The following is a 17,959-nucleotide window of genomic DNA, read 5'->3' as shown; positions in this document are numbered from 1 at the left end:
GGGTTCGCCACTTGCTCTACTTGGGGAAACCCCAAGACCGCAGTGGCTCACCACCAACGCTTATGCCTACGGCACGTCTCTTGACGAACGGTGCTCGGGGGTGGGGGACTTAAACATGCAAAGGATGAAACTGATAACTGGTAACTGGTAACTGTTAAATGAACCACGTTCAAAGCAGCGTGTCCTCTGGATCACGTAGACGCACTCTTCGGCGTGCCTCCTAAGGGATTTCCAACAAATAAATTATCCAATCTTGGTGGGGTGGGATTGGCACCCGCCCAGTTTATAGAACGGGCTAGATCCCACAAAAAAAAGTTGGATATTATATTTTTTAATTTGGAAGTCCCTAAGGGAGGTCGCACGGTACAGCCGTCAGGTGTGCCGCAGGCATACCGGCAGGGGGGTTCGGTGAGGACAGTTGCTCCGGAGGGAAACCCTCCGGAGCAAACTGTCCGTCCCGCCCGTGCGGACTAGCGTGGGTTGGGGGGATCAAGTCTTATCCGAACCGTATTGCTTTGCGGCGTCCTGTTTCATCAAACATTAGTCAGCGATTGTACATGAGCAGAAAATCTGGCGTTTTGAAGAGCCTGAACAGTTGTTCTCGAATCCTGTACCCAAAATTGTCGTCCAAAACGGACAAGTTGACGGGAATTTCCGGCTTGTACAATTCCTATCACTGGCACTTTTGCTTTTTCTTTGTCTCCTGATTGTTCTTGCAAAATTGTTCTGAGGCGATGCTGTTCCTCAATAGTAGCGGCTTGTTGGAGGTTGAGTTCCACCATCACCAGATGTACTGTTTCCACTGGTTCTACATCTTCAACAATCAATTGAGTTTGGTCTTCGCGTCGGTCTATTTTGCCCCAAATAATTAACCTAGAATCAACCAGAAGCAGTGAATTAATTCGCTCATAAATTTTGGGAAATACCACCGCTTCTGATTGTGCAGTTAAATCTTCTATTTGCAAAATCGCCATTGGGTCGCCTTTTTTGGTCATCACTTTTTTAACGCCATTGAGCATGACAACCGCACAAATGGTACTTTCCTCTTTCTGTTCGCCAAGTTGCGAAAGGTTAATCGGAGCTAGAACACGGGCTGATTGGCGAATAGCTTTCAGAGGATGATCTGATACATAAAATCCCAAAAGTTCTTTTTCTCTCCGCAACTTTTCCTGTGGAGGAAAATCAGGAACTGGTTGAGCTTTGGGAGCAGATTCAAAGCTATTTTGGACTTTGTTTTTATTATGAGAAAATCCGCCACCTAACAAATCAAAAAGATTTCCCTGTCCAGTCGCTCTATCTCTGGCACGCGATTGTGCCCAATCATACACTAAACCTAGGTCCTGGATAAGTTGGTTGCGGTTGGAGTCGATTTTATCAAAGGCTCCACAGTAAATGAGCGATTCTAAAGTGCGACGGTTAACAGTACCCAAATCCACGCGATCGCAAAAATCACCCAAGGATTTAAACTCTCCTTTGTCTCTCACTTCCAAAATACACGCTATTGCGTTCTGTCCCACGTTACGAACAGCGGACAATCCAAACAAAATTTTGCCATTTGACGGTGTAAAATCCACAAGAGAGCGATTGATATCTGGCGGTTCTATCTGAATATTCATACTCATACAGGTGGAAATATATTTCTGCACCTTGTCTGTGTCGTCACTGTTAGCCGTCAACAGCGCCGCCATGTATTCCAATGGATAGTTAGCTTTTAAGTACGCGGTTTGATATGTTACATAACCATATGCCGTAGAATGGGATTTATTGAAACAATTGGAAGCTATGAAGCCATTTTTAGTAACAAAATTATGATCCCGCTCTACCCCAATATCATAGACATTTTGCGTCTCTACTAATTTTCGTGTTAAAATTTTTACCATTTAACAAAATTCCTAAAAACTATAAAATCAATTAGTTTATAAATTGACAAAAAGGAAAGCGGGCATTGCCCTACTGAGTGAAATAATGATTAAGCTGATGAGCGTACATATTGCACTGTCTTGAAAAATAGCTTGCCAGGAAACCCCGCAATGCTTTTTTCGCTTTTTTCGTTAAGGTTCTCAAGAGTCCAAAAGTCCAGGTTGGCTCTTGACTCTTGAGAACGCTCACGAGTGATTATGCAATTTTAATGCGTCACAGGTTAATTTAGTCCAAGCCGCCTTCAAGGTGAATATCTGCACGGCTGAATACCTTGAGCAGGAATCGTCAAAATGTACTAAAATCAAGGACTTGAGTCGTAAAGGGAGCAATCATGGCGTCCATCCGCGAGTTGCACACACAGCTAATCAAGAAAGAACGTTCTGCCGTTGAAATTACTCAAGAAGCAATAGAGCGCATTCAAGCAATAGAACCGAAATTGCACAGTTTCTTATGCGTTACTGCTGAACAGGCTGTAACGCAAGCGCGGAATGTAGATGCTAAAATCGCCGCCGGGGAAGAAATCGGTATTTTAGCAGGGATTCCCATTGGGATCAAAGATAATATGTGTACTAAGGGAATTCCCACCACCTGCGCTTCTCGAATTCTGGAAAATTTTGTACCGCCTTATGAATCAACTGTCACCCAAAAACTGGCTGATGCTGGTGCGGTGATGGTAGGAAAAACGAATTTGGATGAGTTTGCTATGGGGGGTTCTACAGAAAACTCTGCCTTCAAACTCACCGGCAATCCTTGGGATTTGTCAAGGGTTCCTGGAGGTTCTTCTGGCGGTTCAGCCGCAGCGGTAGCAGCAGGAGAATGTGTTGTCTCCCTAGGTTCCGATACTGGCGGTTCGATTAGACAACCAGCGTCTTTCTGCGGTGTTGTGGGGATGAAACCAACTTATGGACTGGTTTCTCGCTATGGTTTGGTGGCTTTTGCTTCATCTTTAGACCAAATTGGACCATTTGCACGCACAGTAGAAGATGCAGCGATATTATTGCAGGCGATCGCCGGTCATGATCCCAAAGATTCCACCAGCCTGAAAGTCGAAATTCCCGACTACACCGCCAACTTAAAACCAGATTTCCCCAAAGGAAAGCTAAAAATTGGTGTCATTAAAGAAACTTTTGGTGAAGGTTTGGATTCACAAGTCGAAGAAGCTGTTAAGAAGGCAATTGAACAGTTAAAAGAATTGGGAGCGGAAATTCAAGAAATCTCCTGTCCTCGGTTCCGTTATGGCTTACCAAGCTATTACATTATTGCTCCATCTGAAGCATCAGCAAACCTGGCTCGCTACGACGGCGTTAAGTATGGCTACCGCGCTCCTGATGCAGATAATTTGATATCAATGTATAGTCGCACCCGTGCTGCTGGTTTCGGTGCAGAAGTCAAACGCCGGATTATGATTGGAACTTACACCCTGTCGGCTGGTTATTACGATGCTTATTATCTGAAAGCGCAAAAAGTTCGCACCCTGATTAAACAAGACTTTGAAAAAGCGTTTGAAAAAGTTGATGTTTTAGTCAGTCCCACAGCTCCCACCACTGCATTTAAAGCAGGGGAAAAAACCGCTGATCCTTTGAGTATGTACTTAGTTGACTTGATGACTATTCCCGTAAATCTTGCTGGTTTACCGGGTTTAAGCGTGCCATGTGGTTTTGATAACAATGGGTTACCAATTGGTTTGCAGCTTATCAGCAATGTGTTGCGAGAAGATCAACTGTTTCAAGTCGCTTATGCTTATGAGCAATCAACGGCTTGGCATCTACGCACGCCGCAACTATAGTTAAAAGTCATTTGTCTTAGTACTAATGTCTATTGACTATTAACAGTTTCTGGTGTGTTATTTGTTTCTGGAGTTTCTGGAGTTTCTGGGGTTTCTGGAGTAAATGTAACTTGCTTCACACTCCCCATACTTCCCAATGGTGTTGGTTGCTTCTTATTAGTAGAAACCAATACCGCACCAGCATTTCCAGAACGGATAGTCAACTCTTTTTGTGCTGTCCAGGTTTTCTTATCTCCCTTGTTTAACTCCCCTTCAAATTCAGTTTTGCCATCCACTTTCACTCGCACCCATGATTTGTCTTGCAGCTCAAGAGTCACTTCAACAGGAGTCGTCTGTGCTGTAGGAGATGCGGTTGGGCTTACAGTGGTGGGTTCTGTAATAGGTGTCGCTTGTGTTGAGGGGGATGCAGTCGGAGCGATCGCACCTGCTGCAGGGGATTCCTTGGTTGTCGTTGAGGCGACAGGTGAACTAGCTTTTGGTTTGGAGGATGATGCTAATGATGAAGTCTTAGGTGCAAATTCTGTTTTTTGTTCAGAAGCAAGCGGTGAGGACTTCTTTTGACTAGAAGATTCAACTGAACGTTGTGGATTGAGAATATAAAACAGTCCAAAGGAGGCGGCTGCTATTAACAGGGCGTAGGGAACAGCAAGAGGTATGTATAAACTTGATTTTTTATCTAACTCCTGATTATCATGATTGGGTTCTTGAGGAGGAGAACAAATACTTGCAACAGTTTTTGCTAAAGCAGCACCATCTAGTCCCATAGCATCTCCATAGCGGCGGATGAACCCTTGGACATAAATAGGCTCTGGCAATATTTCAAATCGCCCTTCTTCTATAGCTTCTAAGAAAGCTAATCGAATACGTGTGTAAGCTGCTAGTTCTTCTAAACGTATCGATTTTTCTTCGCGTACTTCCCGTAGATGTGCAACGACTTCCTTGAGTTGCTCTTCTTGAGCCTCGTTTAACAGCTTCACCGTCTTCTCCTCTTTTGTTGCTAACGTTTTATCATTTAATCAAGAACTACTTAAAGTGATGTAGAAAATTTTACTTATTGGCTGATTTTATTTTAAATCATTTTTTGATTAATTAATTGATTATTTTATCAAGATAAAGCTGCTTTGTTAGGCTAATAATATTGTATTTATCAATACTTACATGAGGACAAACAAACTGCAATATCCAGTGCAATTACTGTTCACATTATTCATTTGGTTAGGAGTCGTTGTAGCAATAGGCTATTTGGCTGTATGTATATTTCTTTTTCTCCAACAATCTCGGTTCATCTTTTTTCCCGCTAAGGTTATTGAAACGACACCAGAGTTTTTTAATTTAGGTTACGAAGATGTTTGGTTGCCTGTGAACGCTAAATCAGGCAAGGTGGCACGCATTCATGGTTGGTGGATACAAGCAAACCAGCTCAATGCCAAAGTTGTACTGTACCTGCATGGCAATGCTATCAACATTGGCGCAAATGTCGCCCACGCACACAGGTTTCATCAACTAGGGTTTTCGGTGTTACTCGTTGATTACCGTGGCTATGGTAGGAGTGAGGGCGGCTTTCCTACTGAATCGCAGGTTTATCAAGATGCCGCGACAGCTTGGGATTATTTAGTTTACCAGCGACAGATTCCACCCAGCCAAATTTTGATTTACGGACATTCCCTGGGAGGCGCGGTAGCCATTGATTTGGCTCTCAAACATCCAGATGCTGCTGGATTAATTGTGGAAAGCTCTTTTACCTCAATCCAAAAAGTCGTCGCTTACAGGAACAATTTTTGGATGTTTCCAGTCGATTCAATCTTAACACAACGTTTTGATTCGATTGGAAAGGTGCCAAATTTAAAAATACCAGTTTTATTTATTCACGGTACTGCTGATGTCATAGTACCAGCTTTCATGAGCCAAGACTTGTATGCTGCTGCTCCTGAACCAAAAAAATTGCTTCTCGTTCCAGGTGCAGCACATAACAATGTAGCAGAAGTCGCGGCTTCTGTATATCTGGAAGCGGTGCGCTCTTTTGTCACCAGTACTGAGTCATGATTTGTGAGTTCTGAGTCAAAATCACAGAGAATTCTTGGTGTGCCGTTCTACTCAGACTTATTGCTCGCTACTTAGAACCTACTTCGTTAGGTAGTACCAGAAGTTAAGAGTTAACAATTATAGTTAGTAAATGTTTTCATAAATGAAGTAATTTTTAATACGAATCTTCTTAACAAGTATTCGTAAAAAAATTGGCATAACCTCTACAATCTTAAAGATGAGGTTAGTATGCTATGCCAAAACTGAGCCAAGAAAAAAAATCTATTTTTCTTGAATTCAGAAAAAATAACTACGTAACAATCCGGAAAAGCCAGCAAACAATAGAAGAGATTACACAGGTATAACTTCTGCTTAATTGCCGCAAGAGGCTCCCTACAATGGCTACCACACCTGTATATTTGTTAAAAATTCTCGGAAATCCAACTATTGAAATTTCTCAAGATGAATTGCGGACGCTTTTAGGAGAAATAGAAGCTGAACTGCACCGGAGTAAAGCTTATCGCCGTGCTGTAACGATGTTGCAAAACTTGCTGGGTTCTTCATCTGATCAAGCCAACGTTTTATTTAAATCAATAGGTAGAGAAGCGATTGGTTTGGCATTTCGCCGATTTGTGCAACAGTATCAGAACAGCAATGAGAATCAGCAACACGAAGACAGCACAAATGAAACATTAGCTACTGAACAAACAGATTCCACTGATGATTTATCAGGTGCTTTATCACAGTGCTTAACAAATGTTACTGTTAACCAAAAAACGACGTTCGAGATTGATAGTAAAGCAGATTTACCATCAGAATCTCAAGTAGAAAGTCAGACAGCAAATAATTCCACAAAAGCTAAAGAAGACCGCCCCAAAACGAAAAAATCGATTAAGTGGTTTACTCCTGGGAAAAAACGGAAACAAGCTGAACTAGCCAAACAAATGGCAGCCGAACAGCGCGTAGAAAATCTACGTAAAATCGGTGAACAACTACGGCAAACTCGTGAGTCTCAAGGTCTTTCTCTGGCGCAACTTCATGTTTACACTCACGTACCATTTCATCACATGGAGGCAGTGGAAAACGGTGATTGGGAATCATTGCCAGAAGATGTTTATGTTCGTGGCTTTATTCGTGTCATGGCTAATGCTCTTGGATTAAATGGCACAAATTTAGTTGCTTCTTTACCTGCGCCAGAACCAGTAAAAGCAATCATACCACCTACTTCGTATCAGCATAAAAGCCGTTTTGGATTTGGAATAGCGCTGCATCCGGTGCATTTGTACGTAGGCTATGCAGCTCTTGTCGCTGGTTCAGTAGGAGGATTGTCAGTCATGGCATCCCAACAAGCAAATGCTGATAGACTGATCGATAAAGATGCAGCAACTCCACCTTCTTCATCATTCACTCATTCATCGCAGGATACAAAACCCATTTCTAAACCGGGACTCTCTAGTAGTGGTAATGTCACTGTTGGATCTGGTATTGCTACACCAGAATCTTTTTAAAAGCGATGAGTTATGAATTATGAGCTTAAGAAGAACATAGAAGACAGAACACAGAACTCCGTTGTCAGAATACATCCCCATAAATAAATGCGCTCTTACTTAATAAGGACGCCCCGTATCCCTCACGGGACGCTTTGCGCTCAGTTTGCACTTGTAGGAAAACCAACGCCCTTCGGGTATGCCTGCGGCACGCCTGACGGCGAACGCCAGTTCCCTGGGCGCGGGAAACTCTCATTCGCCCTGCGGGCAGGCTGCGCCAACAGGACGCTTACTCACCAGTCGCCGGGGCGCGGGTTTCCCGCCGTAAGTGCTGGCTCCTCTTTACAACTTCTAATACCAATTCTCTGTAATACCAATTCGACCTGAAGATGCTCTTAAAAAATGAGGCTCCGCCTCCCTAACTCGTTCCCAGGCTCAGCCTGGGAACAAGAAGTTGGATGCACTAATCCTTAAAATCCAGAGGTCTTCTAGACTGAGGGAAGATAAAGTGCTTTTTTTACAAAGAATTGGTATGAGTACTTTCTTTGGTGAATTATGGATGATAAAACTTATCATTCATAATTCATAGTTCATAACTCTTAACTCCTTTCACGGCGATTGAGCAGATGGACACTACCGTAAGCCTTGGGGACAGGCTGCGCCCATAAAGCAGCGTCTGAGCAACACCATAAGGCATCGCTCACAATAAAAAATATAAAGTAAACTATCAATATAGATTTGAGATTTGTTAAATTATTAGACTCTTAATCCGGAAAGTTCAGAAGACTCGATGTATATTGATTACTATTAACAAAAGACAGTTATAAAAGACAGCAATAATACTATGGTTTGCTGCCTAAATCCCGAATGCTCTCATCCTCTCAATTCAAAAGGAACAAACTTTTGTGGAAATTGCGGGGCAGAGTTGATTTCGTTACTTAGGGGTCATTACCGCATTATCAAACCGTTGGGAGGTGGGGGATTTGCTCGCACTTATCTTGCAGAAGATGCAGATAAGCTTGAGGAAAAATGCGTGGTCAAGCAACTGGTCCCACAAGGTCAAGGTAGCTGGTCACGCCAAAAGGCGACTGAGTTATTTCAGCAAGAGGCAAAACGTCTCCAACATTTAGGCGAACATCCCCAAATTCCTACCCTGTATGCCTATTTTAAGGAAGATAACTACCTGTATTTGGTGCAGCAGTTTATTGAAGGGCAGAATCTGTTGCAGGAGTTAGGACAACACGGCGTGTTTGATGAAGCAAAAATTCGAGAGTTCTTGCAAGATTTGTTATTTGTGCTAGCAACGGTACATCAGCAGCAGGTCATTCACCGAGATATTAAGCCAGAAAATATCGTTCGCCGTGAAAGTGATGGTAAGTTAGTGCTTATTGATTTTGGGGTGTCAAAGCACAAGACGGGAACAGTACACGCGAAACCAGGAACGAACATTGGTTCATTTGGTTATGCGCCATTTGAACAAATGTATTCAGGCGAAGCTTATCCTGCTAGCGATTTGTATAGTTTGGGAGCAACAGCCTTTTATCTGTTGACCGGTATTTCGCCTTGGGAAATATGGATGAAACAGGGCTATAGTTGGACTACTACTTGGTGGCAATATTTAACACAACCAATTAGTCAGGACTTAGAGCAGATTCTTGATAAGTTGCTGCAAGAGAACTATAAACTGCGTTATCTCTCAGCAGAAGATGTCTTACAAGACTTGAATGTTGAGTTACCACGACTGCCTACTTTACAGTCTACGCCACTGTATACAGTCCTCTCGCCTGTTCAACCAGAAAAGCTAACGCTACAAATTCAACAGCAACCACCTGAGGGGGCGCAAAACTCCATAGAAAAATTATTGCCTTGGGCAGTTATGGCGGGATCAGGGAGTTCGTTTTTGGCGATCGCCCTTCTGAGTTCTGTCGGAACTATTTGGATGAGTTCTGGTTTATGGTTGATCATTTTAGTAGGGTTAATCTTTACCCAGCCTCGCTCAATTTTTGAAAAGACTTATTTGTTTCTCGTTGCCGGAATTACGACATCATTAATTGTATTTATCTACAAAAATTTTTATATTATTAATATTTTTCAAGCTGGGAACAATGGATTTCTGGTTTTAGTCTTACTAGTTATCCTTGCTGGATTACTGACAGTAACTCTCTTCAATTTGTCCCAACTCTTGAACAGATTTATCTCTAAATATTTCTAATTTATGATAGATAAATTTTTTAGATTTGGGGTGATTTGATATGAAAAATAACACAGAAAATATCCGCCTCCTTTTTTCTTTAGGGCTATCAGGATTTCTGATAGCAGTTATTTTATGGTTATTAGGTACAGTAATTCGTCCCCAAACAGAGTATTCTGGGCAATTGAAACAACAGAGTGCTTCATTCGTTCCACCTTATACCAATTCACCTTTAAAAAATCGGATGAGTTTGGGTGAGAAAATTTTTGTGACAGAAGGAAGACCTCTTGAGAAAGAAGCTGGAAGGAGAGCATTTGAAGCGGGAGATTTTGTGACTGCTGTTACTAAATTCCAATCATCCTTGCAAGCTAAACGTAATGACCCGGAAACATTAATTTATTTGAATAACGCTAAAATTGGCAAGGCGAAATCTCTAAAAGTTGCTGTCATTGTGCCGATTGGTATTTCCTTAAATGAGTCAGAAGAGATGTTACGCGGAGTGGCTCAAGCTCAAGATGAGGTAAATAGCAGTGGAGGAATTAATGGCTTACCGTTGCAACTTCAGATTGTCAATATTGATAACTATGAGATACTTAAACAGATAAATACTGACTTGGTGAATGACTCTAGTATAGTGGCAGTTGTCGGTTTTAGTCGTGACACATCAATTTATAACAAGCGTGGTTTGGTGATGGTTTCACCAGTCAATCCAAAAAAGCCATCTAACCCGACAAAATACGTCTTTTACGCTACTCCTAGTTCTGATGTTTTCAGTGATGCTATTGGTAGCTATATTGTTCAAAAAGCTCGCCTCACCAACATCGCTATTTGTAGTGATTCGACATTTACAATTAATCAGGAAAAAATAAGTAAGGAAATTGTACAACAATACACTGATTCGATTAGAAAATATGGAGGTAAAGTCACCAGTACAGCTTGCGATTTGGGTGCGCCAACGTTTCAACCCAGCAGTTTTCTCAGCCGAGCCATCAGCGATGGAGCAGAAGGTTTGCTACTGATCCCTAGACCAGATAAACTCAATTTAGCTATTGAAGTGGCGCGTGAAAATAAAGGCAGACTACCGCTTTTCGGTTTTCAAGCTATGTACACGGAAAGAACGTTAAAGTATGGGCAAGCCGATGTTAAAGGAATGGTGCTGGCTGTATCTTGGCACCGTGATGCTGTTGGAAACAAATTGTTTGCCCCCAAAGCCATTCAACTTTGGGGTGCAGAGGTGAGTCCGCGAACTGCTACAACTTATGATGCACTCCAAGCAATTATCGCTGGTTTGAAAAAAGGTAATACCCGCCAAGAGTTACAAAAGGCACTGTCTGATCCCAATTTTTCGGCTTTAGGAGCAACGGGAACGATTCAGTTTTCACCAACAGGCGATCGCCTCAGGGAAAGCTTTGCCGATGGCGTCCCTAAGGCGGGAGAAAAGGGCGATGGCGCAAAGCGTGATCGCCAAGGTGGAGTTTTTCTAGTCAAAGTCGCACCTTGCGATTCAAGCCAGTCTTGCAATTCCACCACAGGATATCGTTTTCAACTGGTGCAGTCGCACTTGCAATAGTGGCAAAGTAGATTTAACCCAAATAAGCCACATCTTCCTCTACTGACGAGTTCAGCAGCGTCCACAACTGCAAATCAGTAAAATCTGGAGTTGTCATAAACGTCCCAATTCCCTGGAGAACTTTCGGCTCTTGAGTGGTTGTAACGCCAATTGTACGTATACCAGCAGCGACAGCAGAACGAACTCCAGAGGGAGAATCTTCTAGTGCTATTGCTTGTTCTGCCGTGATGCCTAATCTACTCAGAGCAACTTTATAAGGTGCAGGGTCGGGTTTACCTGCTATCTCATCTTCTGCTATGACAACTGTATCAAATGCTTCGTTTATTCCCAAGACTTCTAGCATGAATTGGACATTTAATTTCGGAGCGTTGGTGACTAAAGCACATTTGAGTTGGTGCGTATCTGTCCATGCTAGGAGTTCGGAAAATCCATCAAGTGGTTTAAGAAGATTTTTGGCTTGTTGGCGGAAAAGCGCTTCTTTTTCGTCTGCAAACTTTGCGCCTTCTTCCGGTGATAATTGTGGCAGTAAATCTTCTATGATTTGTGGATTCGTCCGCCCGCTAATTCGAGATTTGTAAAATGCTTCATCAATGTCCATGCCGTAGCCTAACAGCATTTCCCGCCAAGCTTGGTAGTGTATTGGGTCAGTGTTGGCGATCGTTCCATCTAGGTCAAACAGAATTGCAGCTAGCATGGTTTTTTAGGGTGTAAACTCTTGTAAAGTTTCATTACATAGTTTACATTGTTTTGTTGTCCTTCTGCATTCTTAAAAGTAGAAAATTATAAGTAACGGCAGACAGGTCATGCCCCGACTCGTTTCCTTTTATGTGAGAAAATTTTCTGTAGATCCCAATGTCAACCGCCAAAAATTCTTTTCGCGTCGATGCTTTGCAGGTACAGGTTTATAATTCTGAAGTTGAACTGGCGCAGGATGTAGCGGGAATTGCACAAAAACATTTACAGCACACCCTTGAGCAAAAGGATGCTGCGGCTTTATTGCTGGCAACAGGCAACTCCCAAATTCAATTTCTTGATGCTTTGATAGCATTGGGTGGTGTAGATTGGTCGCGGATTACTTGTTTTCATCTAGATGAATATTTGGGTATTTCTGCTGACCATTCCGCAAGTTTCCGGCGCTATTTGCGCGAACGTGTGGAAAAGCGGGTGAGTCCTAGGGAATTTCACTATATAGAAGGCGATGCTATGCAACCTTTGGTAGAGTGCGATCGCTATACCAAACTCCTGCAAGCACAACCTATAGATCTGTGCTGTCTTGGTGTGGGAGAAAACGGACACTTGGCTTTTAATGATCCAGCAGTAGCGGATGTTAACGATCCCTATACACTCAAACTAGTGAAGCTAGACACTACAAACCGCCAGCAACAAGTCAACACAGGGTATTTTCCCAATTTGGAAAGTGTGCCGCAATATGCTTTTACCCTCACCCTCCCAATGATTTGTTCAGCAAAAAAAATCATTTGTCTTGCACCAGCAAAACGCAAGGCGAAGATAGTAAAACAGATGTTGGAGGGCGAAATTACCACAGATTGTCCCGCTTCTATTCTCCGTACGCAGCAGCAAGCGATGTTATTTTTGGATGTAGATTCTGCGGGTTTACTATAGCGGTTTTCAATTGAATGGATGACAATCTATTTTGTTGTGGGATGGGCGTATCGCCCGTCCCAAATTCCGGGCGGGCAAGATGCCCACCCCACAAGAATTGTAAAGTCAGTTTATCTTCTATCTTCTCTGTTATTAATATCCACTTAGCATCCCTCGCCGCTTTGCCTCACGTTCAGCAAGATAAAAAAGCACTAATCCTACAGCAAAATAGACAACCCCATTCACGAATGCTATACCCAATTTTGTGAAGTTTAAACTCTCACCCCGTGCCATCAAATCACGTAATATTGCTGCACCAGAAGTCATGGGCAGTAATTGTGCCAAAATGTTTAGTGGTGGTGTCCAAGTTTCAGTGGGAGTGGCTAATAAAAATAAGAGCGCAAAGTTAAAAATTCCGAGCAATTGTTGGATACGCTTTAGTAATAAAGCTAAAGAACCCATTGTAAAAGCAATACCATAGGCTCCCATTAATACCGTAACGAACGGAAAAAGCAATGTTGGGGGAAAGTTCAGACGGCTCCCAGTCAGCCCCATAATGATAAATAGAATGGTGAGCATAATAACCATCTGCAAGGTTAGGCTAGCCAAAGTCCGCATCAAGAAGACTTTGATGGCACCAAATCGAGAAAGGAAAAGTTGTTCTAAAGTGCCAGTCTGTGCCTCGTATTGCAAGTTACCGGCAATGTCCGTAATGATGAATAACACCAAAGTCCAAAGCACATAGCCGATAATGATTGAGTCAAGGCGATCGCCTAACTGTAAACTAGGACCAGCAAGGTAACGGGCGCTTAAAAAAAGTCCATAAAAAAAGATAGTGGTGATGACAATTAACCCAATCGCCTCCGCTGGATAACGACGAAATTGAAGCCAACTCCGACGTAATTCAGCTATAAATAATTCAAACATTGCTATTTATTAAAAACTTCATTGAAGCCCACTGATGTAAGTTTTGTTTGTATCTTCGCACATTTCTAGTTTGAGCGCGTTAATATCTTTTTACGGTCAGTTCCTTCTCTAACTATTTGCAAAAAGATTTCTGTCAGATCAGATTGTTCTTTTTCGACACAGTTCAAAGGAAAAGGTTTGACGATATTAAACACTTGATAAAGTAATTATGATTGACTCACATAGATATTTTTTCCATCTTCAACATCAGCACCAATTTCTATTAATTCTGCAATTCTTACTTTATCTAGTGTTGCTTCCATTTCAATTTTGTAAGCTGTACCAGAAAACTGTCTGATCAGTTCTTTTGTTGGTGATTCTGCTAAAATTTCACCTTTTTGGATAATGGCTATTTTATCAGAAAGCTCTTCGGCGATCGCCAGTTGGTGAGTTGTCAACAAGATAGCACAACCAGAAGCGGCAATTTCCCGCACCAGCACTTTCACATCTTCAGTCGCCTCTACATCTAATCCTAAAGTCGGTTCATCTAATAATAAAAGCAAGGGTTGATGAACTAAGGCAACTGCTATTGCTAATTTCTGCTGCATTCCCCGCGAAAGTTGCTGTACTGGTGTACGACGTTTGTGGAGTAAACCAAACCTTTCTAAAAGTGCGATTCCTGATTTACGCGCTTCTCGCTGGGAAAGCCCTTTTAACACCCCAAAATATTCTAAATTTTCTTCTGGTGTGAGTCGCCAGTAGACATTACGATTTCCTTCCAGCACTGCACCCATCTTTTGTAGTGTCCCTGGGTTACGATGGGGATCACTTCCTGCAATTCTCACCCAGCCTGCATCCGGCTGAATCAGTCCTGCCATCATTTTAATACTCGTCGTCTTGCCTGCTCCATTAGGACCAAGAAACGCCAAAACCTCACCAGGCAGAATGGTTAAGGAAACGTTTTTGACTGCTTCCACAATTTGTTTGCTTTGGCGGTATGTTTTTTTGAGGCTGTAGGCTTCGAGTGCTTTCATGAGGAAAATACAGCATTGAGGTTACTGATAATAAAATTATATTCAGTATTTTTACTATTTCCCCAATAAATTTAATAGATTAAATGACTTGAAAATCTAACCCTAAAGCCTGAGTTCAGGTATTATCCGTACTTATTAATATGTATAATTTGTTATATATAAACAAAGCTACATACAAAATAATTTGACATTTTTCACCAAAATTAATTCCTTCTTAGAGGATGTTTGGAAAGTTGCTAATAACAGCAAAATTTGAACCAGATCTCCCCAACCCCCCGATAAGTTGGGGGGCAAAAAGCCTTTCAAAGTCCCCCTTTTTAAGGGGGATTTAGGGGGAGCTAAAATACTTCACGTAACAAATATGACTTCTCAAACATCCTCTCACACAGTGGGTGCATCCGCACTCCAGAGTTTACCGTTTCTGAAAACGACTATGAGATAAAGTGAGTATTTTTACACACTCTTTCATAAAAAGCAGCTTGGCAACAAAACGTAAAATCAGCAAATATTAGAATAAGACAATTCATTTGCTGAAATTAACAATTGATGTTTGATAATATTAAAATTAACTTAGAATAATTAATTTTTTTTCTTATTTATACTAACACTACGATTTTTAGAAAGCTTTACACAAAAGCTTTTCCAGCCATATTTGACTTTTGTCGCTACATATCTAATACACAAGAGACGCAGCCACAAAAGAGACAAAAATCATAAAAATGTAATTTTAATTAAAATTAGTCATTTGTCATTTTTTTATAACCTATTCATTTTTAGTATTATTACTTAAATAAACTTTAGCGTGTTGTTATATTTTTTATGAAAGAATGACACTACACAAAAATTCTGACTGCTTTTAAGCCAGTCACATATATACAAACTATTAACCAGGGAACTGCACAATGAAGAAAATCACCAGACGTGAAGCGCTGAAGATTGCAGCGCTTGCGGGGGGTTCTGTTTTGCTTCCCGTAGCACTTCAAAATCGTGGATATGCTCAGAGAACTGATGAGAGAGTCGAGCCGTTTACACTTGCGTTCCACACACCGCCAGTGTTGAACCCTGTACGCAGCGATTCAACAACTGATTATTACCAGATGACGCTCCAGAGGGCTAATGTAGAGATATTACCAGGACGAACAACGGAGATTTGGGGCTATAACGGTACATTTCCCGGTCCGACAATCAAACAACGTCAAAATCGGCAATCGGTTGTGCGGTTTATCAATAATGTAGGTGTACCAACATCGGCTCACCTACATGGAATGGCATCGTTACCCCAGTACGATGGCTACGCTGAGGATTTGATTCCTCAGGGGTACTACAAGGATTACACCTATCCCAACCCTACTGCTGCTACTTTGTGGTATCACGACCACGCCCTCGGTCAGACTTCTGTAAATGTGTACAGGGGGCTGGCTGGGATGTATATTGTCCAAGATGACAATGAGCTTAATCTGCCACTGCCCAAGGATGATTATGATATCCCTCTGATCATTCAGGATAAGATCTTCGCGTCTAATGGTTCACTCATTTTTGATGACCAAGCTCAGCACGGTCTGATGGGCGATGTGATAACAGTCAACGGTGTGCCTTGGCCTCGTATGGAGGTAGCTAACCGCAAGTACCGCTTCCGGGTGTTAAACACATCAGTTTCCCGCTCTTACAAACTCGCTCTGAGTACTGGTGATGACTTGATTGTGATTGGTACTGATGCTGGGTTGATGTCTGCACCAGTGAATACTAGAGATATGCGTATTGGAATGGCAGAACGCTATGACTTGATTATCGATTTTTCTAGGTATTCTATAGGGACTCAGGTCGTCCTGCAAAATCTTGGACCCCCTAATAACGATAATACCGGCAACACAAATAAAATCATGCGCTTTGATGTGGTGCGCTCAGAAAGCGATAACAGCTCTATTCCCAGCACACTACGCAATATTCAATTCATCCCAGAATCCTCAGCTGTGCGAACCCGCGACTTCACCTTTGAGCAAGGTGGTAATCCGTTATGGGTGATCAATGGCAACGGATGGGACCGAAACGCAATAGATGCCAATCCACAACTGGAAGAAGTGGAGATTTGGAGACTGCACAACAACTCAGGTTTGTGGTTTCATCCTGTTCACCTTCACCTTATCGATGCTCAAATCCTTGACCGGAATGGTCAGCCGCCTTTTGCCTATGAGCGTGGCTTGAAGGATGTCTTCTACGTTGGTGAAAACGAGACTGTACGAATCATTGGGAGGTTTAGACCTCAAATTGGCAAGTATATGTACCATTGCCACAACATGGTTCATGAAGACCACGACATGATGCGTCAGTTTGAAGTGGGACAAGGAGGGATAGATCCGTTGTCAGCCCCGGCGCAGCCACTCCCAGCACCAGCGCTTTAGAGAGATACGATGACCGAAAATCCAAGGGCTTATCCCCTATAGGCTGGCTTGTATGTGTGAGGAGCAATCGGACGGGCATCTTGCCCGTCCCATAAAAGGAAAGGGTCTAATCATTTGAAAAGCGCTATAAAAGAGAATCCAACAATCATTCGTCTACATCTTCATCCAAAATTGGCTCCAAATCTCGCGCTCCATGCAGCACTCGTAGAACTTTTACACTGGAGGAGGTTGCATGGTAGAAGATGAGAAAGGCATTGAGCCAAGATCCACGCTAAAACGGAAATAGAAGCTGAAAACCCTTGCCAATTCTAAGCTTTAGAGATTTGGCGAGGGAGATGAATTGCATGGACAAATGGTTGGCGAATATTTTGCTCCTTCACAACATAATTGCCATACCGCTTGATATGTCTGATGTGTAAGAACCGTTAGCTGCTATCAAGCTGGCTAGAGTTGGGAGATTTGAGTTAGAAATTTTGAATTTTACCAACTTTCAATTATTGAATAGTTTCAATAGCCATACCCAGAACCCCTAAAAAATCAATGTTGTTTTGCCTGTTATTACCAACATTCGCTTATTAGTTGGTATTTACAAAATATTTTTAAGGGTATTTATTTTAATTACTTTCATGGCTGCGGGTTATTTTCGACAAGCTTGCGCTCGTAAGCCGTCGAAAAGAACCCGCACAAAGCGTACGTTCCACGAAAATGCCCCTTTCTTTCATAAATATTCTGGAATGCATGATATTTCTATTGAAGAACTAGTATGTGCATCTAAGTAGTACTCTGACACAGAAACTATGAGGAGTTCGTAATAACAACGAAGAGTCCTTTGGAAAGGGCTCAAGCCCTTACTACAAGCCTTGAAAGTTGGTGTGACAGACTACTAAGTATGGGAAAATTTTTCCATACCCCATAGCATGGTACAATCCCTTTGCTCAGTACTGCCTAAGTTTCGGCAACTACATAAGTCAATTATAAATTCACCTATAAAAAGAAGTAAAAGTTTAGCTTGGTTAAAATAAAAACGCGGTTTTTCCCAGGT

At 42.1% G+C, this 17,959-nt stretch carries 12 protein-coding genes; 7 read left to right on the top strand and 5 right to left on the bottom strand.

Annotation, left to right across the window (positions count from 1 at the left end; genetic code table 11):
* Positions 1–533: 533 nt before the first annotated feature.
* Positions 534–1,880, bottom strand: a complete 1,347-nt coding sequence (locus AACT52_RS30825; RefSeq protein WP_073627943.1) for a helix-hairpin-helix domain-containing protein — start codon at positions 1,878–1,880, stop codon at positions 534–536.
* A 371-nt stretch (positions 1,881–2,251) separates the two neighbouring features.
* Here AACT52_RS30825 and gatA point away from each other — a divergent pair, with 371 nt between their 5' ends.
* Positions 2,252–3,706: an Asp-tRNA(Asn)/Glu-tRNA(Gln) amidotransferase subunit GatA gene (gene gatA, locus AACT52_RS30820; RefSeq protein ID WP_073627942.1), complete on the top strand. Its 1,455-nt coding sequence runs from the start codon at positions 2,252–2,254 to the stop codon at positions 3,704–3,706.
* 29 nt (positions 3,707–3,735) lie between these two features.
* On the opposite strand, the gene AACT52_RS30815 is transcribed toward gatA, so the two are convergent.
* Complete coding sequence (locus AACT52_RS30815; protein WP_073627941.1) at positions 3,736–4,683, bottom strand: helix-turn-helix domain-containing protein; 948 nt, start codon at positions 4,681–4,683, stop codon at positions 3,736–3,738.
* Between the two features lie 181 nt (positions 4,684–4,864).
* On the opposite strand from AACT52_RS30815, the gene AACT52_RS30810 reads away from it, so the two are divergent.
* From AACT52_RS30810 to AACT52_RS30795, 4 genes are all read left to right on the top strand, one after another.
* Positions 4,865–5,749 (top strand): alpha/beta hydrolase, encoded by an 885-nt coding sequence (locus AACT52_RS30810; RefSeq protein WP_198940829.1) that lies wholly within the window; start codon positions 4,865–4,867, stop codon positions 5,747–5,749.
* A 377-nt stretch (positions 5,750–6,126) separates the two neighbouring features.
* Positions 6,127–7,236 carry a helix-turn-helix domain-containing protein gene (locus AACT52_RS30805; protein WP_073627940.1) on the top strand — a complete coding sequence of 370 codons (1,110 nt, stop codon included), beginning with the start codon at positions 6,127–6,129 and terminating at the stop codon, positions 7,234–7,236.
* Between the two features lie 823 nt (positions 7,237–8,059).
* A complete protein-coding gene (locus AACT52_RS30800; RefSeq protein WP_073627939.1) occupies positions 8,060–9,427 on the top strand; it encodes a serine/threonine-protein kinase in 1,368 nt (455 codons plus the stop codon).
* Positions 9,428–9,467: 40 nt separating this feature from the next.
* Positions 9,468–10,976, top strand: a complete 1,509-nt coding sequence (locus AACT52_RS30795) for an ABC transporter substrate-binding protein (protein ID WP_073627938.1) — start codon at positions 9,468–9,470, stop codon at positions 10,974–10,976.
* A gap of 13 nt (positions 10,977–10,989) precedes the next feature.
* On the opposite strand, the gene AACT52_RS30790 is transcribed toward AACT52_RS30795, so the two are convergent.
* A complete protein-coding gene (locus AACT52_RS30790) occupies positions 10,990–11,670 on the bottom strand; it encodes an HAD family hydrolase (protein WP_073627937.1) in 681 nt (226 codons plus the stop codon).
* A 158-nt stretch (positions 11,671–11,828) separates the two neighbouring features.
* Between AACT52_RS30790 and AACT52_RS30785 the strand changes: the two genes are divergently transcribed.
* Positions 11,829–12,599: a glucosamine-6-phosphate deaminase gene (locus AACT52_RS30785; protein WP_073627936.1), complete on the top strand. Its 771-nt coding sequence runs from the start codon at positions 11,829–11,831 to the stop codon at positions 12,597–12,599.
* 132 nt (positions 12,600–12,731) lie between these two features.
* Here AACT52_RS30785 and AACT52_RS30780 read toward each other — a convergent pair whose 3' ends face one another.
* The gene (locus tag AACT52_RS30780) at positions 12,732–13,505 is read right to left on the bottom strand and encodes an ABC transporter permease (RefSeq protein WP_073627935.1); all 774 of its coding nucleotides are present in this window, start codon (positions 13,503–13,505) and stop codon (positions 12,732–12,734) included.
* 206 nt (positions 13,506–13,711) lie between these two features.
* Positions 13,712–14,518, bottom strand: coding sequence for an ABC transporter ATP-binding protein (locus AACT52_RS30775; protein WP_233153804.1), 807 nt, complete (start codon positions 14,516–14,518; stop codon positions 13,712–13,714).
* Between the two features lie 902 nt (positions 14,519–15,420).
* Here AACT52_RS30775 and AACT52_RS30770 point away from each other — a divergent pair.
* On the top strand, positions 15,421–16,917 hold the full coding sequence (locus AACT52_RS30770) for a multicopper oxidase family protein (protein ID WP_073627934.1): 1,497 nt from the start codon (positions 15,421–15,423) through the stop codon (positions 16,915–16,917).
* The last annotated feature ends 1,042 nt before the right edge of the window (positions 16,918–17,959 follow it).

This window comes from Scytonema sp. HK-05, from assembly GCF_963872035.1.
Classification (GTDB): Bacteria; Cyanobacteriota; Cyanobacteriia; order Cyanobacteriales; family Nostocaceae; genus Kalymmatonema.
This window is presented reverse-complemented; position numbering and strand designations above follow the sequence as displayed.

Coding starts and splice junctions, on each gene's coding strand:
- AACT52_RS30795 (WP_073627938.1), top strand. CDS start 9,468: ATGAAAAATAACACAGAAAATATCCGCCTCCTTTTTTCTTTAGGGCTA.
- AACT52_RS30800 (WP_073627939.1), top strand. CDS start 8,060: ATGGTTTGCTGCCTAAATCCCGAATGCTCTCATCCTCTCAATTCAAAA.
- AACT52_RS30825 (WP_073627943.1), bottom strand. CDS start 1,880: ATGGTAAAAATTTTAACACGAAAATTAGTAGAGACGCAAAATGTCTAT.
- AACT52_RS30780 (WP_073627935.1), bottom strand. CDS start 13,505: ATGTTTGAATTATTTATAGCTGAATTACGTCGGAGTTGGCTTCAATTT.
- AACT52_RS30805 (WP_073627940.1), top strand. CDS start 6,127: ATGGCTACCACACCTGTATATTTGTTAAAAATTCTCGGAAATCCAACT.
- AACT52_RS30770 (WP_073627934.1), top strand. CDS start 15,421: ATGAAGAAAATCACCAGACGTGAAGCGCTGAAGATTGCAGCGCTTGCG.
- AACT52_RS30810 (WP_198940829.1), top strand. CDS start 4,865: ATGAGGACAAACAAACTGCAATATCCAGTGCAATTACTGTTCACATTA.
- AACT52_RS30775 (WP_233153804.1), bottom strand. CDS start 14,518: ATGAAAGCACTCGAAGCCTACAGCCTCAAAAAAACATACCGCCAAAGC.
- gatA (WP_073627942.1), top strand. CDS start 2,252: ATGGCGTCCATCCGCGAGTTGCACACACAGCTAATCAAGAAAGAACGT.
- AACT52_RS30785 (WP_073627936.1), top strand. CDS start 11,829: ATGTCAACCGCCAAAAATTCTTTTCGCGTCGATGCTTTGCAGGTACAG.
- AACT52_RS30790 (WP_073627937.1), bottom strand. CDS start 11,670: ATGCTAGCTGCAATTCTGTTTGACCTAGATGGAACGATCGCCAACACT.